This window comes from Dietzia sp. NPDC055343, assembly GCF_053645265.1.
Window position 1 is genome coordinate 20,448 of the sequence record NZ_JBSHMJ010000004.1, and the last position, 22,005, is coordinate 42,452.

At 70.6% G+C, this 22,005-nt stretch carries 20 protein-coding genes; 16 read left to right on the forward strand and 4 right to left on the reverse strand.

Translation table 11 applies throughout. From position 1 onward, the window contains the following. The first annotated feature begins 2 nt into the window (after positions 1-2). The 9 genes from manA (at position 3) to secA (ending at position 12,477) form a co-directional block, all read left to right on the forward strand. Complete coding sequence (gene manA, locus ACWIE7_RS02910) at positions 3-1,220, forward strand: mannose-6-phosphate isomerase, class I (RefSeq protein WP_454058769.1); 1,218 nt, start codon at positions 3-5, stop codon at positions 1,218-1,220. Positions 1,221-1,300: 80 nt separating this feature from the next. Then, complete coding sequence (gene ahcY / locus ACWIE7_RS02915) at positions 1,301-2,767, forward strand: adenosylhomocysteinase (RefSeq protein ID WP_452099227.1); 1,467 nt, start codon at positions 1,301-1,303, stop codon at positions 2,765-2,767. A 32-nt stretch (positions 2,768-2,799) separates the two neighbouring features. Next, positions 2,800-3,438 (forward strand): dTMP kinase, encoded by a 639-nt coding sequence (locus ACWIE7_RS02920; RefSeq protein ID WP_452099228.1) that lies wholly within the window; start codon positions 2,800-2,802, stop codon positions 3,436-3,438. Positions 3,439-3,636: 198 nt separating this feature from the next. Beyond that, positions 3,637-4,317, forward strand: coding sequence for an MtrAB system response regulator MtrA (mtrA, locus tag ACWIE7_RS02925; RefSeq protein WP_269075066.1), 681 nt, complete (start codon positions 3,637-3,639; stop codon positions 4,315-4,317). Next, on the forward strand, positions 4,314-6,041 hold the full coding sequence (gene mtrB / locus ACWIE7_RS02930; RefSeq protein ID WP_454058768.1) for an MtrAB system histidine kinase MtrB: 1,728 nt from the start codon (positions 4,314-4,316) through the stop codon (positions 6,039-6,041). Before mtrA ends, mtrB begins: the two co-directional genes overlap by 4 nt. Next, positions 6,038-7,777, forward strand: coding sequence for an LpqB family beta-propeller domain-containing protein (locus ACWIE7_RS02935; RefSeq protein WP_454068550.1), 1,740 nt, complete (start codon positions 6,038-6,040; stop codon positions 7,775-7,777). Before mtrB ends, ACWIE7_RS02935 begins: the two co-directional genes overlap by 4 nt. Positions 7,778-7,784: 7 nt before the next feature. Further along, positions 7,785-8,609, forward strand: coding sequence for a ComF family protein (locus ACWIE7_RS02940; RefSeq protein WP_452099231.1), 825 nt, complete (start codon positions 7,785-7,787; stop codon positions 8,607-8,609). Between the two features lie 226 nt (positions 8,610-8,835). Further along, positions 8,836-9,522 carry a ribosome hibernation-promoting factor, HPF/YfiA family gene (gene hpf, locus ACWIE7_RS02945; protein ID WP_452099232.1) on the forward strand — a complete coding sequence of 229 codons (687 nt, stop codon included), beginning with the start codon at positions 8,836-8,838 and terminating at the stop codon, positions 9,520-9,522. Between the two features lie 177 nt (positions 9,523-9,699). Beyond that, a complete protein-coding gene (secA, locus tag ACWIE7_RS02950) occupies positions 9,700-12,477 on the forward strand; it encodes a preprotein translocase subunit SecA (protein WP_454068551.1) in 2,778 nt (925 codons plus the stop codon). A gap of 19 nt (positions 12,478-12,496) precedes the next feature. Here secA and ACWIE7_RS02955 read toward each other — a convergent pair whose 3' ends face one another. Beyond that, on the reverse strand, positions 12,497-13,105 hold the full coding sequence (locus ACWIE7_RS02955; RefSeq protein WP_452099234.1) for a hypothetical protein: 609 nt from the start codon (positions 13,103-13,105) through the stop codon (positions 12,497-12,499). Between the two features lie 131 nt (positions 13,106-13,236). On the opposite strand from ACWIE7_RS02955, the gene ACWIE7_RS02960 reads away from it, so the two are divergent. From ACWIE7_RS02960 to ACWIE7_RS02975, 4 genes are all read left to right on the forward strand, one after another. Then, positions 13,237-13,647, forward strand: coding sequence for an HAD family hydrolase (locus ACWIE7_RS02960; RefSeq protein ID WP_230930263.1), 411 nt, complete (start codon positions 13,237-13,239; stop codon positions 13,645-13,647). A 3-nt stretch (positions 13,648-13,650) separates the two neighbouring features. Continuing rightward, positions 13,651-15,048 carry a wax ester/triacylglycerol synthase family O-acyltransferase gene (locus tag ACWIE7_RS02965; protein WP_452099235.1) on the forward strand — a complete coding sequence of 466 codons (1,398 nt, stop codon included), beginning with the start codon at positions 13,651-13,653 and terminating at the stop codon, positions 15,046-15,048. Positions 15,049-15,155: 107 nt separating this feature from the next. Continuing rightward, a complete protein-coding gene (locus tag ACWIE7_RS02970) occupies positions 15,156-15,677 on the forward strand; it encodes a DUF6912 family protein (protein ID WP_452099328.1) in 522 nt (173 codons plus the stop codon). Between the two features lie 166 nt (positions 15,678-15,843). After that, positions 15,844-16,962 (forward strand): ferredoxin reductase, encoded by a 1,119-nt coding sequence (locus ACWIE7_RS02975; protein WP_452099236.1) that lies wholly within the window; start codon positions 15,844-15,846, stop codon positions 16,960-16,962. A gap of 14 nt (positions 16,963-16,976) precedes the next feature. Here ACWIE7_RS02975 and rsgA read toward each other — a convergent pair whose 3' ends face one another. Together rsgA and aroA are read right to left on the reverse strand one after the other, a co-directional pair. Next, on the reverse strand, positions 16,977-18,035 hold the full coding sequence (gene rsgA / locus ACWIE7_RS02980) for a ribosome small subunit-dependent GTPase A (protein WP_454068552.1): 1,059 nt from the start codon (positions 18,033-18,035) through the stop codon (positions 16,977-16,979). Positions 18,036-18,044: 9 nt separating this feature from the next. After that, positions 18,045-19,388 carry a 3-phosphoshikimate 1-carboxyvinyltransferase gene (gene aroA / locus ACWIE7_RS02985; protein WP_454068604.1) on the reverse strand — a complete coding sequence of 448 codons (1,344 nt, stop codon included), beginning with the start codon at positions 19,386-19,388 and terminating at the stop codon, positions 18,045-18,047. Between the two features lie 41 nt (positions 19,389-19,429). On the opposite strand from aroA, the gene ACWIE7_RS02990 reads away from it, so the two are divergent. Further along, entirely contained in the window at positions 19,430-20,266 is an 837-nt protein-coding gene (locus ACWIE7_RS02990) for an SOS response-associated peptidase (protein WP_454068553.1), read from the forward strand. 46 nt (positions 20,267-20,312) lie between these two features. Here ACWIE7_RS02990 and ACWIE7_RS02995 read toward each other — a convergent pair whose 3' ends face one another. Continuing rightward, entirely contained in the window at positions 20,313-20,768 is a 456-nt protein-coding gene (locus ACWIE7_RS02995; RefSeq protein WP_454068605.1) for an aminoacyl-tRNA deacylase, read from the reverse strand. 186 nt (positions 20,769-20,954) lie between these two features. Between ACWIE7_RS02995 and ACWIE7_RS03000 the strand changes: the two genes are divergently transcribed. Then, positions 20,955-21,632 (forward strand): sigma-70 family RNA polymerase sigma factor, encoded by a 678-nt coding sequence (locus tag ACWIE7_RS03000; protein ID WP_454068554.1) that lies wholly within the window; start codon positions 20,955-20,957, stop codon positions 21,630-21,632. Next, entirely contained in the window at positions 21,632-21,958 is a 327-nt protein-coding gene (gene rsrA / locus ACWIE7_RS03005; protein WP_230930269.1) for a mycothiol system anti-sigma-R factor, read from the forward strand. Before ACWIE7_RS03000 ends, rsrA begins: the two co-directional genes overlap by 1 nt. Positions 21,959-22,005 lie beyond the last annotated feature (47 nt).

Here is a 22,005-nt window from a genome sequence, read left to right on the forward strand (position 1 = left end):
TGGTGGCACTCAGCCCGGTGGTCCAGGCATACGCCTGGGGCTCCCGGACCGCTCTCCCCGAGCTGTGCGGGACGGCCTCCCCGGCCCCGCACCCCGTCGCCGAGCACTGGTTCGGGGCCCACGACTCGGGCTCCTCGCTCTGCACCGACGGACGCGGTCTCGACGCCAGGATCGCCGCCGATCCGCGGGGCGAACTGGGGGACAGGGTCGTCGACGAGTACGGCGGGGGGCTGCCGTTCCTCGTCAAGCTGCTCTCCGCCGAGCAGGCCTTGTCTCTGCAGGCGCACCCGTCGCCGGAGCGGGCACGTGAGGGTTATGCGGCCGAGGACGCACGCGGGATCGCCCTGGACGCGAACAACCGCAACTACCGGGACGTCAACCACAAGCCCGAGATCCTGGTCGCGCTGACCGAGTTCCACGCCCTCGTCGGCTTCCGGCCCGTCGAGCGCACGATCGCCCTGTTCGACGCCCTGGACGTGGCTCTGCTCCGCCCCTATCGGGACATGCTGGCGGGTCAGCCGGATGCGGAGGGGCTGCGCGCTGTGTTCACGACCTTCGTGACGATGCCGCACCCGGCCCTCGCCGATGTCGTGTCGGACCTGGTCGGATGCGCTGTCGGCTATCTGTCCGCCCACGGGGTCGACGGTCCCTGGTCGCCCGTGGCCGCCACGGTCACCGAGCTCGCGGAGCGCTACCCCAGCGATCCCGGCGTGTTGGCGGCGATGCTGCTCAACCGGGTCAGCCTGCATCCCGGCGAGGCCGTCTACCTGGGCCCCGGCCAGCTTCACGCCTATCTGAACGGCGTCGGCGTGGAGGTCATGGCCAACTCGGATAACGTCCTGCGTGGTGGCCTGACGCCCAAGCACGTGGACGTCCCCGAGCTCATGCGGGTGCTCGAGTTCACCCCGCTGCCCGACCCCACGGTGCAGCCGACGCCCGTGGACCGCGGCATCCCCGGCGAGGTCGACTACCCCACGCCGGAACCCGATTTCGCCCTGTCGCGTATCGACCTTCCCGCCGGAACCGAGTCGGTGTGGTGGCGGCCCGAAGGGCCTGAGGTGCTGTTGTGCACCTCCGGATCCGTCCGGGTCCACGACGGTGACTCGACCGAGATCCTCGGCGCCGGGGGCGCCTGCTGGGTGCCGGCGTCGGCGAACACCGTCACGCTGTCCGGTGCGGAGGGGGCCACGGTGTTCCGGACCCGCGTCGGGGACCGGTGACCGGACCACCGGCGCGGGAGGACTCCCGCTAGTGTGGTGCGGAAGTCTTCACAGAGATCGACAAGGAGCTGGTCGCACACATGTCCGCTGATCTGCAGGTGCAGTCCGTCAACGGTATCGAGTTCAAGGTGGCGGATCTCTCGCTCGCGGAGGCGGGCCGCAAGCAGATCCGTCTCGCGGAGCACGAGATGCCGGGTCTGATGGCGCTGCGCGAGGAGTACGCGACCGAGCAGCCGCTGGCCGGCGCCCGGATCGCCGGATCGATCCACATGACCGTCCAGACCGCGGTCCTCATCGAGACCCTCACCGCGCTCGGTGCCGAGGTGCGGTGGGCGTCCTGCAACATCTTCTCCACCCAGGACGAGGCCGCCGCCGCCGTCGTGGTGGGCCCGGAGGGCTCCCCCGAGGCGCCGGCCGGTGTGCCGGTCTTCGCCTGGAAGGGCGAGACGCTGGAGGAGTACTGGTGGTGCACCGAGCAGATCATGACCTGGCCGGGCGAGACCCCCAACATGATCCTCGACGACGGTGGCGACGCCACGATGCTCGTCATCAAGGGCACCGAGTTCGAGGCCGCCGGCGCCGTGCCGTCGGATGACGAGGCGTGGTCCGCGGAGGAGAAGGTCTTCCACGCGCTGCTGCGCGAGTCGGTCCCGGCGCACCCGGGCAAGTTCACGGCGATCGCCGAGTCGGTCCAGGGCGTGACCGAGGAGACCACCACCGGCGTGCACCGTCTGTACCACTTCCACAACGAGGGTGTGCTGCCGTTCCCGGCGATGAACGTCAACGACGCCGTCACCAAGAGCAAGTTCGACAACAAGTACGGCACCCGCCACTCGCTGCTCGACGGGATCAACCGCGGCACCGACGCCCTGATCGGCGGCAAGAAGGCCCTGGTCTGTGGCTACGGTGACGTGGGCAAGGGCTGCGCCGAGGCGCTCGCCGGCCAGGGCGCGCGCGTCCAGGTCACCGAGGTCGACCCGATCAACGCCCTGCAGGCGCTCATGGACGGCTTCGACGTGGTCACCGTCGATCAGGCGATCGCCGACGCCGACATCGTCATCACCGCCACCGGCAACAAGGACATCATCACCTTCGAGCACATGAAGGCGATGAAGAACAAGGCCATCCTCGGCAACATCGGCCACTTCGACAACGAGATCGACATGGCCGGCCTCGAGTCCGCCGCCGACGTCACCCGGATCAACATCAAGCCGCAGGTCGACGAGTTCGTCTTCGAGGAGGACGGCCGTTCGATCATCGTGCTGTCCGAGGGGCGCCTGCTCAATCTCGGCAATGCCACCGGACACCCGTCGTTCGTGATGTCCAACAGCTTCTCCGATCAGGTCATCGCCCAGATCGAGCTGTTCACCAAGGCCGATCAGTACCCGGTCGGCGTGCACCTGCTGCCCAAGATCCTCGACGAGAAGGTCGCCCGGCTGCACGTCGAGGCGCTCGGCGGCACGATCACGCGCCTCGCCAAGGATCAGGCCGAGTACATCGGCGTGGACGTCGAGGGCCCGTACAAGCCCGAGCACTACCGCTACTGATCGACCGGATTCCGGACCGGGGGGCAAGGGCAGTGAACGGCAGGCTCGCCGTGATCGAAGGGCTGGACGGTGCGGGGAAGAACACCCTGACCACCGCGCTCGCCGAGGAGCTGACCGGCCGCGGACTCACGGTCGGCCGCCTGGCCTTCCCCCGCTACGGGACCCTGCATGCCGACCTGGCCGCCGATGCACTGCACGGAGGCCAGGCCGGCACCGCGGACTCCCCGCACGCGATGGCGCTGTTGTTCGCGATGGACCGCCACGCCGCGTCGGGGGAGTTGTCCGCCCTGGGCGAGGCCAACGATGTGGTCCTGCTGGACCGGTACGTGGCCTCCAACGCCGCCTACACCGCGGCCCGACTGGGCGCGGAGCGGGCCGATGAGGCCGTGGAATGGATCGGCGCGTTGGAGTTCGAGCGGCTCGGCCTGCCCGTCCCGGACCTCCAGATCCTGCTCGACACCCCGGTCGAGGTCGCCGCGGAACGGGCGGGCTCCCGCGAAGTGTCCGATCCGGGCCGCGCCCGCGATCGGTACGAACGCGACTCGACCCTCCAGGCCGACACGTCCCGGGCCTACCGGCGGCTCGCCGAGACCTCCTGGCGTTCGCCCTGGACGATCCTCGGGGCCGAGCCCGACGTACACGAGTTGGCCGACGTCGTCGTCGGACTCTAGATCCCCGCGGGTACTCCGGCGGCGCGAACACCGGCCGCCCCGGTCGGCAGTGGGCTCGTCTCGGAGGCCGAGCCGTGCCCACGTGGTGTCGGTCCGGGCGGGTAAGGTCTGTATGAGCAGGAACACGACCCGCGGAGCGTTCCGACGGTCGCGTGCGCCTGCCGCCCCGACACGATACGCCGACAACAAGTGGTGACAATGACCCCCAAGATCCTCGTCGTCGACGACGACGCCGCGCTGGCAGAGATGCTCACCATCGTCCTGCGGGGCGAGGGGTTCGAGACCGAGGTCGTCGGCGACGGCGTCCAGGCCAGTGAGACGTTCCGCGCTGCACAGCCCGACCTGGTGCTGCTGGACCTCATGTTGCCGGGCAAGAGCGGGATCGACGTGTGTCGGGAGATCCGCGCGGAGTCCCGCGTCCCGATCGTCATGCTCACCGCCAAGACCGACACGGTCGATGTGGTGCTGGGCCTGGAGTCCGGCGCTGACGACTACATAATGAAGCCGTTCAAGCCCAAGGAGCTGGTGGCCCGCATCCGGGCCCGGCTGCGGCGGGGCGAGGACGAGCCGAGCGAGGTACTGCACATCGGCGACGTGACGATCGACGTGCCCGCGCACACCGTCACCCGCGAGGGGACACCGATCCCGCTCACCCCGCTCGAGTTCGACCTGCTCGTGGAGCTTGCACGTAAGCCCCGACAGGTGTTCACGCGAGAGGTTCTCCTCGAGCACGTGTGGGGCTACCGCCACTCGGCGGACACCCGCCTGGTCAACGTCCACGTCCAGCGTCTGCGCGCGAAGATCGAGAAGGATCCGGAGAACCCCGAGGTGGTCCTCACGGTTCGTGGAGTCGGCTACAAGGCGGGCGCGGTCTCGTGACCGCCGCTCGCCCGGGCGACGCGGCGGCGTCCCCCGGGGACGAGCGCGACACCCGCGACCTGACGGACACGTCGCCGACCCTCCGCGAGAGGCTGGCGGACCTGGACCCAGGGGCGCTGGGGCTGCGGATCGCGCGGCTCTGGCGGCGCTCACTGCAGTTGCGCGTCGTCACCTCGACCCTGGCGTTGTCGATGGGCGTGATCCTGACGATCGCGTTCATGCTCCAGAGCCAGATGACCGCGCAGTTGCTGTCGACCAAACTCGACGCGGCCGTCGAACAGGCGGGCCGTCTGCGGCTCACGGTGGAGGCGCAGATCGCGGCCACCGACGAGGGCACCAGCGAACAGTCCAGGCTCGACCAGGCCCGCAGCGCGCTCGGCGAGCGCGGCTTGGCCTCCGGCGGGGACTCGGTCCACGCCGGCACCTTCGACCCGATACTCGTGATCCCCGACCAGACCGGCCGGGGGCAGGTCGTCAGCCCTGCCGGGGCCCAGGTCCCGCCGGAACTGCAGTCCCTCGTCCAGCGGGGCCGGATCGCCTCCCAGTACGTCACCATGGACTTCCGTGGCGAGCAGGTGAAGGCGCTGATCATCGGCACGCCCACCGACTCGTCGATCCCGGGGCTCGAGCTGTATCTCGTCTATCCGTTGATCGCCGAGGAACAGACGCTCGGGATCATGCGCGGCATCGTCGCCACCGCGGGGCTCGCCATCATCGTGCTGTCCGCGGCGATCGCCTGGATGGTCGCCCGACAGGTCGTCCTGCCGGTGCGGCAGGCCGCCTCGATCGCCCAACGTTTCGCCAACGGGCACCTCAAGGAACGGATGGTGATCCGCGGCGAGGACGACGTTGCGCGGCTGGCGATGGCGTTCAACGACATGGCACAGAGCCTGTCCGACCAGATCACCCAACTCGAGGAGTTCGGTGACCTGCAGAAGCGGTTCACCTCCGACGTCTCCCACGAGCTGCGCACCCCGCTGACCACCGTCCGCATGGCCGCCAGCATCATCTCCGACTCGGCGGAACACCTCGACGCGCCCACCAAGCGAGCGGTCGAGTTGCTCGAGTCGGAGCTCGATCGCTTCGAGAGCCTGCTCACCGATCTGCTCGAGGTCTCCCGCCACGACGCCGGCATGGCCGAGCTGTCGGTGGCCGAGATGGACGTGCGTAACGCCGTCCAGGACTCGGTCGAGACCGTCGCCCACATCGCCGAGTCCGCGGGGGTCGAGGTCGAGGTCGACATGCCGGACGATCCCGTCATCGCCGAGGTCGACTCGCGACGCGTCGAGCGGATCCTGCGTAACCTCATCGCCAACGCCCTGGACCACTCCGAATCGAAACCGGTCAAGGTGACGATGCGGATGTCCGACGCCGCGCTGGCGGTCTCGGTCCGCGACCGGGGCGTGGGACTCAAGCCGGGGGAGGAGGCCTTGGTCTTCAACCGTTTCTGGCGGGCCGACCCCTCGCGGGTACGCCGCTCCGGCGGGACCGGTCTGGGCCTGGCCATCGCGCTCGAAGACGCCAAGCTCCACGGTGGCCGACTGGACTGCTGGGGCAGCCCGGGCGAGGGCTCCTGCTTCCGACTCACCATCCCCAGGCAGCACGGCGGAACCCTGACGTCCAGCCCGCTGCCGCTGACGCCGGAGGACGAGGCGCGACAGATCCGGTCCGATTCGCCCACCCCGCTCGACCGTGTCCCCGGGACCGCGGACGGTGAGGGATGACCAGGGCCCGGCTGCTGTCCCTCCTGGTGGCGCTCGTGAGTGCGACCGGGTTGGTGGCGACGGGCTGTGCGACGCTGCCGTCGTCGTCGTCGCCCCAGGTCATCGACACCTTCGCCCCCTCCTCGCCCGACCTGTCGGTCCCCACGCCGGTGCCGGATCAGGAGCCCGACCTGTTGGTCCGCGACTTCATCAAGGCGGCGGCCATCGCCGACCAGCGGCACGCCGCCGCCCGCCAGTTCCTCACGCCGGAGGCAGCGGAGCAGTGGGACGACTCTGCCGAGACGACCATCGTGCTGCGCGCCGATCTCAGCGCCGAAGGCGGCCGCTCCGCCGACCGCGCCGAGTACACCCTGCGCGGTGAGAAGGTCGGCACACTCGACCCGGGCGGGATCTTCCGCGACGACACGGGGCAGGTCGAGGTGACCATCGGGCTCACCCGCACCGACGGGCAGTGGCGCATCGACGAGCTCCCGCCCGGCGTGGTGATCGAACGCACCGAGTTCTTCTCCACCTATGCCCAGCGTGAACTGTTCTTCCTCTCCGGCTCCGCCGACTCCCTCGTCCCCGACCCGCGCTGGACCGCCGCCGACCGCACCGATCTGGGGTACTCGCTCGTCAATCTGCTGGCCACCGGGCCCCGGCCGGCGTTGGACGGGGCGGTGCTCTCGCGGGTCCCGGACTCGGTGTCCGTCCGTCCGACCGAGTCCGCCGACGATGAGGATCAGCCCGGCACGACTATCGATTTCACCGGCCTTCCCGTGCTTAGCAGCCAGGCCACCACCCAGTTCGCGGCCCAGGTGGTCTGGACCCTCGCCAGATCGGACGTTCCCGGGCCCTATCGGCTCGAACGCGACGGCGCCCCGCTCGACGAGCGCTACGCCGAAGGCTGGACGACCGAGGACGTCCGCGATTTCGACCCCTACCCACCCGTCGAGCCCATGCGCTACGCCCTCACCGCCGCCGACGGCCTGGTGCGACTCGACGCAGGCGGCGCCCGCCCGGCCGACGGGCCCTGGTCCGCGGTCCGCGGGGGGCGGAGCGCCGCCATGTCGTATGACGGTCGCACCGTGGCCGTGGTGGCCGGGGACGTGCAGACCGGACCCCGCCGCCTCATGGTGGGCGCGCTCGACGCGCAGCCCGTCGAGGCGATCAGCGCCCGCACGGTGGCCGGCCCGACCTTCCACCCCATCGACGGACGGGTCTGGGCGCTGGTCGACGGCACCCGCCTGGTGCGGATCGGGGTCGGCGGAGACGATCCGTCGATCCAGGAGATGGACGCACGACCGATCCTGGACCTCGGGTCCGGGGTGTCGGACCTGCGGATCGACCGATCCGGTGCCCGGATGGCCGTGGTCGCCGACGGCAAGGTGTTCATCGGCGCACTGTCGGATGAGACCGGGCAGCCGCTCGCCGGCTCGTTCCGCCAGATCGGTCGGACTCTGGGCGAGACCGTGACGTCGGTGGCCTGGCGTGACCGGTCGACCGTCGTGGTGGGACGCGATACCGCGGAGGCGCCGGTCGTGACGATCTCGGTCGACGGGGCGATCACCGAGCCGCTCTCGCAGCGCAACATCTCCGGCCCGGTCACCGACGTGGCCGCCGCCGGCCGCGAAGTGTATGCGGTGGACCAGCGCTCGCTCCTGCGCCTGGACACCGCCGCCGAGACCAGTGATCGCTACTGGCGCGAGATCAACGGGCTCGCCGCGATCCGCGCCGAGCCGGTGGTCGCGGGCTGATCCGGTCGTGTCCGATCCCGGCCTTCCAGGGGAGCCCGCGCGCCCCGGACGGTCCCACTCCGACACCATCCGCCGCGGTGCGGGCGGCGGGCAGGGCCGTCGTGGCTTCTCCTGGGGCGCCGCCCTGGCGGACCTCGTCGTCCCCCTGGAATGCGGCGGCTGCGGCAGGCCGGGGGAGCGGTGGTGCGCCGGCTGCGCGGAGACCCTCGCGGGGCCGCTGCTGCGGATCCGTACCCGCGCCGATCTGACGGCACCGGCCTGGGCGCTGGCACGGCACACCGGGGCGGCCGCCCACGCGGTCTCCGCCTACAAGGACCGGGGCCGGGCGGACCTGGCGCGGACGTTCGGTGCGGCGCTGGCTGTCGGCATCGATCGCCTTCGTGCAGCCGGGGAGATCGCGGAGGCCGGGGAACGTCCGGTGGTGCTGGTCCCCGCACCGGCGTCCGCGCGGGCCCGCCGCCGGCGCGGGTTCGACCACATGCGTGTGGTGGCGGACGCGGTGGCCGCCGATCTCGTCGGTTCGGTCCCCCCGGACACGGTGGCGGTGGCGCCCCTCCTCGAGGTGCGGGGGCGGGTGCGTGACGCCTCCGGGCTCGGTGCGCAGGCGCGCACGGACAACCTCGCCGGCCGGATCAGGCGCCGTCCCGCCGACACGGCGCTCCGGGCCTCGCCCGGGGCGCCCGAGACCGTCGCCGCACTGCTGTCCACCCCGGCGACGATCCTCGTCGTGGACGACGTGGTGACGACCGGGGCGACCGCGGCGGCGTGCGCGGCGGCGTTGGCATCCGGGGGGCTGAAGGTGGCCGGGGTGCTCGCGCTGACGGCCGCCTGACACCTCCGGTGCGCGACTTCTGCGGGACCCGCGGCCGACCTCCAGATGACCGGGTAGGGTGGGTGTCGGACGCGGTTCACCAGCACGTTCACTGTTGTTGGTGGTTGGTGGGCCACGTCCGAGAGTGTCCACTCAGCCATGTGGGTTGACCCTTCGGCCGGTATTCCGGGCGGTGTCCGGGAGCGGCCGGAGTGGTCCGCCGCAGGCCCGATGAGGAGGAGCTTCGATGGCGAAGACCCCCGCAGTCCTGCTTGACCCCGCCACCTTCGACGGTCCCACGACCGACGATCCCGGCACTCCGGACGCCCCGGTGACGATCAGGGGCCGGAATGTCGAGGTACCCGAACACTTCGGGGCCCGGATCAACGCGAAGCTCGCGAAGATCGAGAAGATCTCGCCGACGAACATCCAGCGTTTCGACGTGATCCTGTTGCACGAGAACAACCCGCGGTTGTCCAAGGTGAGTCAGCGCATCGAGATCACCGTCAAGGGCAAGAGCGGTGTCGCCCGTGCGGAGGCGGCCGAGGACACCTTCTACGGCGCTCTCGAGTCGGCGGTCGCCAAGCTCGAGCGCCAGATGCGTAAGGCGCGGACCCGGCGCAAGATCAGCCATCAGGGGCATCGCCGTCCGCAGTCGGTGGCCGAGGCGACCGCAGAGCTCGCCTCCGACGCGGCGCCGGCCGAGGTGCTCGACGAATACGCGGACGCGATCGAGCACGATGAGCAGCTACCCGGTCAGATCGTGCGCCGCAAGGAGCACGACAGCTCGCCGATGACCGTCGACGAGGCGTTGGAGAGGATGGAACTCGTGGGTCACGACTTCTACCTGTTCCGTGACTCCGAGTCCGGCCGCGCCACCGTCGTCTACCGGCGCCATGCGTTCGACTACGGTCTGATCACCCTGACCGAGTAAGAGGGCCGGCAACCCGCTGTCCGCACCGCACGGGGGCGGTCCGATCCGAAGGGACCGGACCGCCCTCGGCGTGTACGGACGGCCCGGAACACCTAGGATGTGCGAGGGACCGGTGTGGTAACACGCCGGTTCGTGAGAACCCCGACCACATCCCCGACCACGAGGACGTTCGAGACTGTGTCCATCCTTTCCAAGCTGCTCCGGGCCGGCGAGGGGCGAAAGCTCAAGAAGTACACCGCTCTCGCCGACTACGTGGACTCGCTCTCCGCTGACGTGGAGAAGCTGAGCGACGACGAACTCCGTGCGAAGACCGACGAGTTCAAGAGCCGGGTGGCCGAGGGTGAGACGCTCGACGCGCTACTGCCCGAGGCGTTCGCCGTCGCCCGTGAGGCGGCTTTCAGGGTGCTGGGCCAGCGGCCCTACAAGGTGCAGATCATCGGCGGCATCGTGCTACACACCGGCGCCGTCGCCGAGATGAAGACCGGTGAGGGCAAGACGCTCACCTGTGTGCTGCCCGCCTACCTCAACGCGCTGTCCGACGACGGTGTGCACGTGGTGACGGTCAACGACTACCTGGCCAAGCGTGACGCGGAGTGGATGGGGCGGGTCCACCGGTTCCTGGGCCTGTCCGTCGGCGCGATCCTCAGCGGAATGACCCCGGCCCAGCGTCGCGATTCCTACAACGCGGACATCACCTACGGCACGAACAACGAGTTCGGCTTCGACTACCTGCGCGACAACATGGCGCACGACACCGCCGAGCTCGTCCAGCGCGGTCACAACTTCGCGATCGTCGACGAGGTCGACTCGATCCTCATCGACGAGGCGCGGACACCGCTCATCATCTCCGGCCCCGCCGACGGTTCGAGCAAGTGGTACGGCGAGTTCGCCCGCATCGCGCCGCTGCTCGAAGAGGGCACGCACTACGAGGTCGACCGCAAGAAGCGCACCATCGGTGTGACGGAGCCCGGCGTCGAGTTCGTCGAGGACCAGCTGGGTATCGACAACCTCTACGAGGCCGCCAACTCGCCGCTGGTGAGTTACCTGAACAACTCCATCAAGGCCAAGGAGCTGTTCACCAAGGACAAGGACTACATCGTCCGCGACGGCGACGTGATCATCGTCGACGAGTTCACCGGTCGCGTCCTGGACGGTCGCCGCTACAACGAGGGCATGCACCAGGCCATCGAGGCCAAGGAGCGGGTCGAGATCAAGGCCGAGAACCAGACGCTGGCCACGATCACCCTCCAGAACTACTTCCGGCTCTACGAGAAGCTGTCCGGCATGACCGGCACCGCCGAGACCGAGGCCGCCGAGCTGTACTCGATCTACAAGCTCGAGGTCATGCCGATCCCGACCAACCGCCCGATGGCCCGCCAGGATCAGGGTGACCTCATCTACAAGACCGAGGAGGCGAAGTTCGGCGCCGTCGTCGAGGACATCGCTGAGCGGGTGGAGAAGAAGCAGCCGGTGCTCGTGGGTACCGCTTCGGTCGAGCGCAGTGAGCACCTGTCCCGGCTGCTCACGCGCAAGGGGGTCAAGCACCACGTCCTCAACGCGAAGTTCCACGCCTCGGAGGCGCAGATCGTCGCGCAGGCCGGTCGCCCCGGTGCCGTCACCGTCGCCACCAACATGGCCGGCCGCGGTACCGACATCGTGCTCGGCGGCAACGCCGACATCATCGCGGACCTCAACCTCCGCGAGCGCGGCCTCAACCCGGTGGACACCCCGGAGGAGTACGAGGCCGCCTGGGATGAGGAGATCGAGCGCATGCGCGCGCTCACCAAGAAGGAAGCCGAAACCGTCCGCGAGGCCGGTGGCCTCTACGTACTGGGCACCGAGCGGCACGACTCCCGACGGATCGACAACCAGCTGCGTGGCCGCTCCGGCCGTCAGGGCGATCCTGGCGAGTCCCGCTTCTACCTGTCCCTCGGTGACGAACTCATGCGGCGCTTCAACGGCGCGGCCGTCGAGGCCATCATGAACCGGCTGAACCTGCCGGACGATGTCCCGATCGAGGCGCGGATGGTCTCGAACGCGGTGAAGAACGCCCAGACCCAGGTCGAGTCGCAGAACTTCGAGATCCGCAAGGACGTCCTGAAGTACGACGAGGTCATGAACCAGCAGCGCACCGTGATCTACAAGGAGCGCAAGCGGATCCTCGAGGGCGAGGACATCACCGACCAGGTCGAGTCGATGATCTACCAGGTGGTCAGCGCGTACGTCGACGGCGCGACCGCCGAGGGTTACGTCGAGGACTGGGACCTGGAGAAGCTCTGGGACGCACTCGGACAGCTGTACCCGGTGTCCATCAGTGCGGAGGACGTCCTCGACGGCGACGAGTACGGCGCCGCCGGTGACCTCAGCTCCAAGAACCTCCGGGACGCCGTACTGGACGACGTGTTCGCCCGCTACGACGAGCGCGAGGCCGAGATCGAGGGCATCGGCGGCGAGGGCGCGATGCGTCAGCTCGAGCGTTCGATCATGCTGCAGGTTCTCGACCGCAAGTGGCGCGAGCACCTGTACGAGATGGACTACCTCAAGGAGGGCATCGGCCTGCGGGCGATGGCCCAGCGCGATCCGCTCGTCGAGTACCAGCGCGAGGGCTACGACATGTTCTCCGGGATGATGGACGGGGTGCGCGAGGAGACCGTGGCGTTCCTGTTCAACGTCAAGGTCGAGGCCAACCAGCAGCGCAACACCGTGGCGGCGCCGTCCGCCACGCAGGCGGCCGCCCTGGCCGGCGCCAACCCGATCCTGCAGGCGGCAGGTACCGGCCGTGACGTCTCGGACGAGCAGATGCAGTTCTCGGGGCCGTCCGAGTCCGGAGACGCGGAGCTGGTCGACGAGTCCGGTGCGGGCAACCGCGCCGACCGTCGCGCCCAGGACAAGAAGGAGCGCGCCGAGCGACGCGAGCGTGCCGCCCGGTCGGCCGGCAAGGGGCGCAAGGACTGACCCCTGATCGCGCTCCGGGTCAGACCATCCGGAGCGCGACGCACGAGGCCCCTGTGGGGGTCACCCGGATGCGGGCCGCGACTGCGAACAGTCGCGGCCCGCGCGCGTATGTGGCGCAGACCTCGTAGTCGGTGGACCGGGGGTCCGCTTCGCCTCCGGCACCGCTACCGGCGTCGGCCGTGTGGCCCGCCCCGGTGCCCCCGTCCCCGGCCGGGGCGGGATCCACCCCGGCCGGGTGGATGTGGAGGCGATGGATGCGGGCGGGGCCCAGCTGCCTGCCGGGGACGCCCGTGCGCGCCAGAGTCCGCAACATCTCCACCAGGTGCTCCGGGAAGGCCCCGCGCATGTTGTTCGGTGAGCGTTTGCGGTCCACCACCTCGAGCGCCATGACCACCAGCGCGTGGGCCGACCGCCGGGCCGGGACGGGCACCCCGCGCTCCGGGGCCGGCCGCGGGCGCCTCGGCCGACCCCCGACCGGACGACCGGAACGGGCTCCCGGCGACGGTTCCGTGGAGGGGAGAGGGCGGACCCCGTCGTCGTCATAATCCTCGTCGACCCCGGGGCGGACACGGCGCTCCCGGGCGTCGATCCGCCCCGTTCCGGGCCGGGTCACCTGCGTCGCGGACATGTCAGCTCTGCTCCCTCCACCGCCGGACCGGGGACGGTCCGGCGTCGTCTAACCCCTATGACGGGCCGGGAGCGGCGCGTGGTTCCACCTCGCTTACTGCGTCATGGCCCCGCGTTGCCTAGGCTGTTCCCATGCGAGGACTGATTGTCGACTACTTCGGGGTGCTGGACGGCACGGAGGAGGACCGCGAGAACTGGCGGTCCATCCTGACAGGTGCCAGGGAGAATGATGTCCGGCTCGCTGTTCTCAGCAACGAGCCCGAAGGGCCGGGGGCGGAGCGGGTCCGCGAGGACGCCCGCGCCTACGGGATCGAGCACGTGGTGCTCAGCGGTGTGACCGGTGTCGAGAAGCCCGAGTCCGAGGCGTTCCTGGAGGCGGCACGCCGGCTCGAGCTGGAGCCGCGCGAGTGCGTGATGGTCGACGATGCGATCGAGAACGTCCTCGGCGCCGTGCAAACCGGCATGATCGGCGTGTTCTACCAGGTGTTCGACCGGGCGGCCGTGGAGATCCGCGGGCTGCTGGGATTGGATGAGGTGGTCTGACCCGTGGCGACCAGGCTGGCGACGGCGGACGCGGATCTGCTGCTCGGGGATGCCGCGCGTTCTCGAAGCCGTCACTCGTGCTCCCTGGCGCTGGTCTCGAGGGACCGGCCGTGGGACATCGATCGGGTGATGGAGTTCGTCGACGCCCGCCTGGCTGACGCGCCGCGGTTCCGGCAGCGGATCCGGCAGGTGCCGTTTGGGCTCGCCCGAGCCGTCTGGGTGGACGATCCGGAGTTCGACCTGAGTTTCCATGTGCGGCGTTCCGCGCTGCCCGCCCCGGGCGGGATGCGCCAGCTCGCCGACCTGGTGGCACGACTCGTCGACCGGCCGCTGGAACCCGACCGCCCGCTGTGGGAGCTGTACCTCATCGAGGGCGTGGAGGACGGCAAGCTGGCCATCCTCACCAAGACCCACCACGTGCTTCTCGGTGGCCCCAACGCCGTGGACCTGGCCCAGGTGCTGACCGCCGAGTTCCAGGCCTCGGCGGACGCGGACGAGGTAGCCACATGGACGCCCATGCCGTCCCCCGGGGACGGGGTGCTCGTGCTCGACGCCCTCATGACCATCGTCTCCGACCCGCTGGAGCTGGTCCGCCGCTCCGCGCGGCTCGTCCACGCGATCGAGCGGACTACCCGGGGCCTGGCGGGGGCGGCGAACTTCGCGGTGCTGCGGTCGGGGGGCGGGCTGTCGGAGATGTTCCGCACCGAACGCGCCCGGGGTAGCCGCGTGGGCCTGGCGTCGTTCCCGCTGTCCACGGCCCGGGAGATCGCCCGGGCCCACGGATGCAAGGTCAACGACGTGGTGCTGGCCGTGCTGTGCGGGGCACTGCGTTCGTGGATCCTGTCGTGCGGGCATCCGCTGATCACCTCCGACGTCCTGCGGGTGATAGTCCCGATGGCGGTGACGTCCGAGAGCGACCCGGGTGAGGACCACCGGGACGTGACCTCCGCGGAGATCGCCTCGGCGCTAATCTCGATGCCGGTGGGAGAGCCCAATCCGCGTATGCGGCTGGCGCAGATCGCACGCGAGACGGCGACCCAGCGCAATCCCCGCGAGGCCGTTGGCGCCAAGTCGCTGGCCCGGCTGTCCGGGTTCGCGCCGCCGACCCTGCACGCGCTGGGCTCGCGCGCGGCGATCATGCTGCCGTCGGACAGCTACGACCTCGTGGTGACCAACGCGCCGGGGCCCCAGCACAAGATGTTCTGGGGAGACGGCGAGCTCGTCGAGGTCTACCCGATCCCGGCGCTGCTCGAGCACAAGGCGCTCGCAGTGTCGATGAGCAGCTACTCCGGCATCGTGTACTGCGGCTTCACCTCCGATCGCCAGGCCGTCCCGGATGTCGAGGAGATCGGTGAGCTCATCTCCGGCGCGCTGGAGGAGCTCGTCGGCATCGCCACCTGATCGGTACCCGCGCGGCGCCGCCGACCCGGTCGGCATCGCCCACTGACCGTCCCGGTCGACCGATGACGCCGGCTGACCGCCACCAGCACTTCGAGGAAGGCCCCACCATGCGCTTGTTCATCCCCGCCACGTTGCCGATGCTCGAGACCCTGCTCACCGACGGGGAGATGCCGGTGCGTAGCGGCACCGCGTTCGCGGCCACGCCGGCGCTCATCGAGTCGTACGCGGAGGGCGATCTCGAGGAGATCGAGCACGTCGCGTTCCTGGAGGCCGCCCGCGCCTCGCTGCGGCTGCTCGGCGGCGAGATCGACTCCGGCACCGCGCACGGCACCCACCCGCATCGGCGGGTGGTGGTGAGCGTGGACCTGCCCGACGAACGGGTCACGCTGCGCCCGGACCTGGACACCGCGGTGGTGCGGATCAGCGGCGGGACCGTGGTGTCGTCGGACATCGCGGCGGTGCACGTGGATCTCGCGGGCGCGGTGGACCTGGTCAGGGGCGCGATCGACGCGGTGGATCGGGCCGATCTCGGCGACGAGGACGCGGAGCTCACCGTGGGAGACGCGCTCGATGTGGATCTGGCCTGGTACGACGCGGCGGAGTTGCCGTTTCTGTTGACGCTGCTCTGAGCGCGGTGCAACGGTTGTACAGGGCCGACGACGAGGACGAGCGGACTGTCGCGAACAGCACTGTGGTCTCCCGTCCGGGCCTAACCTACGCTACCGTAGGTTAGTGTTCGTCAACGCCGACCCGACCCTCGGGCGAGCGGGCGGCCGGACGTCGAGGGAGGCACCAGTGTCGGAGTCGAAGAGTGGACTAGGCCGGATCCTGCGGGCAGCCGCCGCGAGGGTCCCCGAGCCGCGCACCGCGCACCGGTTCCTCAACCGGCTCACCCACCCGCTGCGCGTGGATGACTATTCGTCGCTCGTCTACCCGCTGTGGTCCTCGCGCGAGCTGCGCGGCGAGGTGGTCTCCGTGCGACGTGAGGCCGACGACGCGGTGACGCTCGTGATCAAGCCGGGCTGGGGTGCCACCCCCACCTACCGCCCGGGTCAGTACCTGGGGATCGGCGTGCTCGTCGACGGCCGGTGGACCTGGCGTTCCTACTCGCTGACCTCCGCACCGACCAGCGGGCGGGGCGAGTACTCGGTGACCGTCAAGGCGATGCCCGAGGGACTGCTGAGCAATCACATCGTCGGCACGGTCGAGCCGGGCACGATCGTGCGCCTACAGGCCCCGGCGGGCGACTTCCATCTGCCGTCGCCCACCCCGGACAAGATCATGTTCGTCAGCGCCGGCTCCGGCGTCACACCGGTCATGGGCATGCTCCGGTCGATGGACCGCCGCTCCGGGGGCGAGCGTTTCCCGGACGTGGTGCACGTGCACTCGGTCCGTACCCGCGAGGACGCACTGTTCTACGACGAGCTGCTCGCCCTCGAACGCACCCAGCCCGGCTACACCCTGCACCTGCGGGTCACGGCGGAGGAGGGGCGCATCAACGCCGCGCAGATGTCGGCGCTGGTCCCCGATTGGTCGGAGCGGCCGACCTGGGCCTGTGGTCCGTCGGCGATGCTGGACGAGCTGGACGAGCACTTCGGTGCGTCCGGCCGCGAGGACCTGTACGTCGAGCGGTTCACCGTCAACCGCGACGCCGGCGCCTCGGGCGGCACGGTCACCTACGGCTCGACCGGCAAGACCGTCGAGTTGGACGGCGCCACCACGATCCTCGAGGGCGGGGAGAGCGTGGGCGTGCAGATGCCGTTCGGTTGCCGGATGGGCATCTGCCAGACGTGCGTGGTCCCGCTGGAGGACGGCCATGTCCGCGACCTGCGCAACGGCACCGATCACGGCCCCGGGGAGCGCATCCAGACCTGCGTGTCGGTCGCGCTGGGGGACGTGGAACTCAACCTCTGAGGGCGGTCGCCGGCTCAGGCCGGATCGTTTCTGTCCTGCCCCAGCTCCCACGGGTCGTTGGACTGCAGCGCGCCGAGGAGCTCGCGGACGGCCAGCGCGCGCCGGTGCGTGGCCGGGTCCTCGATCGCGTCGAACGCACACTCGGGATCGGCGGGCGGCCCCTGGTGGGTGCAGCCGCGCGGGCAGTCCTCGGCGATCTCGTGCAGGTCCGAGAAGGCGGCCACCACGTCGTCCGGGGAGACGTGCGCGAGTCCGAAGCTGCGGATCCCGGGGGTGTCCACCACCCAGCCGCCCGCGCCCAACTCGAGCGCCACCGACTGGGTGGAGGTGTGCCGGCCCTTGCCGACCCCGGAGACCACGCCGGTGGCCCGGCCGGCGTCGGGGACGAGGCGGTTGACCAGGGTCGACTTGCCGACGCCTGAATGGCCGATCAGTGCGGAGATCCGGCCGTCGATGGTCTCGTGGAGCTCGGCGAGGTCGTCGTCGACCCCCACCATCAACACCGGGACGTCGAGCGCGGTGAACTCGGCGGCGAACACCGACGGATCGTCGAGGTCGCCCTTCGTCAGGCACAGCACCGGCGTCAACCCGCCGGTGTAGGCGGCGACCAGCGCGCGGGCGACGAAGCCGGCGCGCGGCGGCGGATCGGCGACGGCCACCACGATGAGCAGACGCTCGGCGTTGGCCACCACCACCCGCTCGTACGGGTCGGAGTCGTCGGCGGTGCGGCGCAGCACCGTGGAACGCTCCTCGACGCGCACGATCCGCGCCAGGGTGTCGCGCGCGCCGGTCAGGTCCCCGACCACGCCCACGTGGTCACCCACGACGATCGGTGTGCGCCCGAGCTCGCGGGCGCGCATCGTCACCACGCGCGTGCCGGCGGCGTGGGTGGGCCCGTCGTCGAGCAGCACGCACCCCCACCGCCCGCGGTCGACGCTGACGACCATCGCGGCGGCCGCGTCGTCGTGGCTCGGGCGCCGCTTGGTGCGGGGCCGTGAGCCCTTTCCGGGCCGGATCCGGACGTCGGACTCGTCCCATCCGCGTGCGCCGCTGGTGCCCCGTCGGCCCGCCATGGCGGCGCGTCAGCCCCGCCCGGCGAGCATGTCGGACCACATTCGCGTGAAACCGGGCATGGTTTTGGAGGTGGAGTCGATGTCGTCCACCTCGACGCCGGCGGTGACCAGGCCGATGATCGCGCCGGCGGTGGCCATGCGGTGGTCGGCGTAGGCGCGCCACGGGGCTCCGCACAGGGGGGCGGGCGTGATCACGAGGCCGTCGGCCAGTTCGGTGACCCCGCAGCCCACGGCGCCGAGCTCGGCGGCCAGGGCCGCCAGGCGGTCGGTCTCGTGGCCGCGCAGATGGGCGATCCCGGTCAGGCGGGAGGGGCCGTCGGCGAGCGCGCAGAGCGCGGCGACGGTGGGCGTGAGCTCACCGATGGCGGACAGGTCCATCTCGACGGGGGACAGGCGTTCAGGACCGACGACGACGAGGGCGCCGTGCCCGGCCTCGTCGGCGGTCTCTCCGGAGCCGTCGTCAGCGGCCTCGAGGGTGACGGTCGCGCCCATGGCCTGCAGGATGCCGCGGATGGCATCGCCGGGCTGGGTCGTGGTGGACGGCCAATGGGGGACGCGTACGGTGCCGCCCGTCACCGCGGCGGCGGCCAGGAACGGGGTGGCGTTCGACAGGTCCGGCTCGATCACCCGGTCGACCGCGGAGATGGGGCCCGGGGTGACCCGCCAGGAGGACGGGGTGGGCTGCTCGACGGCGACCCCCGACTCGCGGAGCACCTCCAGCGTCATCTCGATGTGCGGACCCGACGGCACGGGAGAGGGGGCGGTGTGGACCAGCTCGACTCCCTCGTCGAAGCGTGCCGCCGACAGCAGGACGCCGGAGACGAACTGGGAGGAGGCGGAGGCGTCCATCTCGACCCGCCCGCCCTTCAGCGTCCCTGTGCCGGTGACGGTGAACGGGAGGGTGTCGCCCTCGATGTCCGCGCCGAGCGCGCGCAGTGCGTCGAGCACGGTGGATTGCGGGCGGACCCGGGCGGCCGGGTCGCCGTCGAAGGTAGAGGAGCCGGTCGCCAGTGCGGCCACCGGCGGGACGAAGCGCATGACCGTCCCGGCCAGACCGCAGTCGACGGGGGCGCCCCGCAGCTCACCCGGGGTGATCACCAGCTCGGTGTCGCCGGCGGCGAGCGGGCCGTCCGGGCCCTCGATCCGGGTGCCTAGTGCCTGCAGCGCGGCGATCATCAGGTCGGTGTCCCGGCTGCGCAGCGTGCCGGACAGCCGGGAGGGGCCGCCAGCTAGGGCCGCGAGCACGAGCGCGCGGTTGGTCAGCGACTTGGATCCGGGGACCGCGACGTCGGCATCGACGGGCGCGGCGGCGACAGGGGCATTCCAATGACTCACCTGGCCATTGTCGCCCATCATCTCGTTCTCCGGCCGATCCGGGTGCGAGGATGTCCGGTATGTGTGGACGCTTCTCGCTCTCCTCCGACCCGGCTCGGCTCGCGGTGGAACTGGACGCGGTCGACGAGGCCTCCGCGCCGCCGCCCGGGCTGGCGCCGGCCGAGGGCCCGCTCGCACCGCGGTTCAACATCGCCCCCACCACGACGATCCCCGTGCTCGCACTGGATATCCCGCGGGAGCGCTACGACGAGGGACGAGCCCGTGCCGCGGTCGGGGCTGCAGGTGGGGCTGACGCCGCGGCGCCGACGAGGGTGATGCGGGCGATGCGCTGGGGGCTGGTTCCGTCGTGGGCGCGTGACTCGCAGAAGCTGCCCAACCTGTTCAACGCGCGGGTGGAGACGGCGTTCGAGAAGCCCGCGTTCCGGGCGGCGGTGAGACGCCGGCACTGCGTCATCCCGATGGACGGCTGGTACGAGTGGGTGCCGGGCGGACCCGCGACCCCCGGTGGCAAGGCGGGGTCCAAACAGCCGTTCCACATGAGCATGCCCGGTGACCGGGGGTTGCTCATGGCGGGGCTGTGGGAGACCCGGCGGGATCCTGATGACGAGTCCGTCACCCAGCTGTCGTGCACGATCCTGACCACCGAGGCGGTGGGTCCGTTGCGGCAGGTGCACGAGCGGATGCCGCTGGTCGTGTCCCCGGACATCCTGGCGGACTGGCTGGACCCGGGCGTGATCGGCGATCCGCGAGCGCTGGTGGACGGTGCCGGTTACGACCTGGCGCAGTGGGCGGACGCGGTGGAGATCCGTCCCGTCTCGCCGGCGGTATCAGGCGTCCGTAACGACGGCCCCGAGTTGGTGCGGCGCGTCGACCCGGACGAGGGCATGCTCTTCTGACCAGTGGGATCGTCGAGGACGGCGCTGACCGGGTGCGGTGTCGGCGCTATCCGGTGCGGCCAGCGGTCACGGGTGCGGTGACCGCGTCGGTGAGTGCCACCAGGTCGGCTCCGGCCAGTTCGATCTCCCAGCCGCGGCGACCCGCGCTGCACAGGACGGTCGGGTGCTCGAGGGCCGAGGAGTCCACCACGGTGGCCAGAGCGCGCTTCTGGCCGAGCGGGGACACCCCGCCCACCACGTAGCCGGTGGTCTTCTCCGCCACGTCGACCGGCGCGAGCGTGACCTTGCCGCACCCGAGCGCGGCGGCCGCGGCCTTCAGGTCGAGCGAGGACGTCACGGGCAGGATCGCCACCGCCAGCGACAGCCGTGACCCGGCGGGCGGGCGGGCTGTCGCCAGCACGAGGGTCTTGAAGATCCGATTCGCCTCCACGCCCAGGCGCTCGCCCATCACGCGGGCCGCCTCGTCGCCGTAATCGCTGCCGGTCGCCTCGTACGTGTGCACGGTGTGCTCGACCCCGGCTGCGCCCAGTGTCGCGATCGCGGGGGTCGCGGCAGCACCGTCTCGTCGTCTGTTCTTGGCCACGGATCGACACTAGTGCGCGAACGGCGCGGAATACCGTGTGGAGGGGTGGCGTTGATCTAGATCGAGAGCCCGGGGGTGGCACCCGGGATCGGGAAGGAGGGTGCGATGCGGACCGCGGTCCTCGACGCCCCCGGCGTGCGACTAGACTCCGGGAGACCAACAGGTGAGGAGTTCCGGTTGCCGACCGAGTTGCAGCCCGACGAGGCAGACCAGCGTGCGGAGCAGTTCGAGGAGTTGGCGATGCCGCTGCTCGATCAGCTCTACGGTGCTGCGCTGCGGATGACCCGGAACCCGGCGGATGCCGAAGACCTGGTGCAGGAGGCCTACGCGAAGGCCTTCGCAGGATTCCACTCGTTCAAACAGGGGACGAACTTCCGCGCGTGGATGCACCGCATCCTCACCAACGCGTACATCAACCACTACCGCAAGCGGCAGCGCCAGCCGGCGCAGTATCCGACGGACGAGATCACGGACTGGCAGCTGGCGGCGGCGGCCGAGCACACCTCGACGGGCCTGCGGTCCGCCGAGGTCGAAGCGATGGAGTTGCTGCCGGATGACGAGATCCGGGCGGCGCTGGCCGAGTTGCCGGAGGAGTTCCGGATGGCGGTGTACTACGCCGACGTCATGGATCTGCCCTACAAGGAGATCGCCGAGATCATGGACACCCCGCTGGGGACCGTGATGTCGCGCCTGCACCGCGGCCGAAAGCAGCTCCGCGAGCTGCTTCGCGACGTCGCGGCCGACCGTGGGTACGGACGCGAGCGCCAGGAGGGGGAGAACTGATGAAGGAACACGATCCCCGCCTCGACGAGATCGACTGCGGAGCGGCCCTGCGGGACCTGTCCCTCCTGGTGGACCTGGAGTGCGACGACGCCTGCAGGTCCCGCCTGGAACACCACCTGGCCGGCTGCCCCGACTGCCGCGAGAAGTTCCTCTCCGAGCGCAGGCTCAAGGCCAAGCTGTCCCGGTCGTGCTGTGAGAAGGCACCCAGCGGTCTGCGCGAGCGACTGATGGTGGAGATCCGCCGGACGACCGTCACCACGACCGACGCGGACGGAACGACAGTGGTCCACCGTCGCACCACGGTGGAGCGCCGGGACCTTCGCTGACAGCGGCTCGAGGAATGCCATGAGGGGCGGGCACCGATCAGGTGCCC

Coding starts and splice junctions, on each gene's coding strand:
- ahcY (WP_452099227.1), top strand. CDS start 1,301: ATGTCCGCTGATCTGCAGGTGCAGTCCGTCAACGGTATCGAGTTCAAG.
- mtrA (WP_269075066.1), top strand. CDS start 3,637: ATGACCCCCAAGATCCTCGTCGTCGACGACGACGCCGCGCTGGCAGAG.
- ACWIE7_RS02935 (WP_454068550.1), top strand. CDS start 6,038: ATGACCAGGGCCCGGCTGCTGTCCCTCCTGGTGGCGCTCGTGAGTGCG.
- hpf (WP_452099232.1), top strand. CDS start 8,836: ATGGCGAAGACCCCCGCAGTCCTGCTTGACCCCGCCACCTTCGACGGT.
- ACWIE7_RS02955 (WP_452099234.1), bottom strand. CDS start 13,105: ATGTCCGCGACGCAGGTGACCCGGCCCGGAACGGGGCGGATCGACGCC.
- ACWIE7_RS02960 (WP_230930263.1), top strand. CDS start 13,237: ATGCGAGGACTGATTGTCGACTACTTCGGGGTGCTGGACGGCACGGAG.
- ACWIE7_RS02970 (WP_452099328.1), top strand. CDS start 15,156: ATGCGCTTGTTCATCCCCGCCACGTTGCCGATGCTCGAGACCCTGCTC.
- rsgA (WP_454068552.1), bottom strand. CDS start 18,035: ATGGCGGGCCGACGGGGCACCAGCGGCGCACGCGGATGGGACGAGTCC.
- aroA (WP_454068604.1), bottom strand. CDS start 19,388: ATGGGCGACAATGGCCAGGTGAGTCATTGGAATGCCCCTGTCGCCGCC.
- ACWIE7_RS02990 (WP_454068553.1), top strand. CDS start 19,430: ATGTGTGGACGCTTCTCGCTCTCCTCCGACCCGGCTCGGCTCGCGGTG.
- ACWIE7_RS03000 (WP_454068554.1), top strand. CDS start 20,955: ATGCGGACCGCGGTCCTCGACGCCCCCGGCGTGCGACTAGACTCCGGG.
- rsrA (WP_230930269.1), top strand. CDS start 21,632: ATGAAGGAACACGATCCCCGCCTCGACGAGATCGACTGCGGAGCGGCC.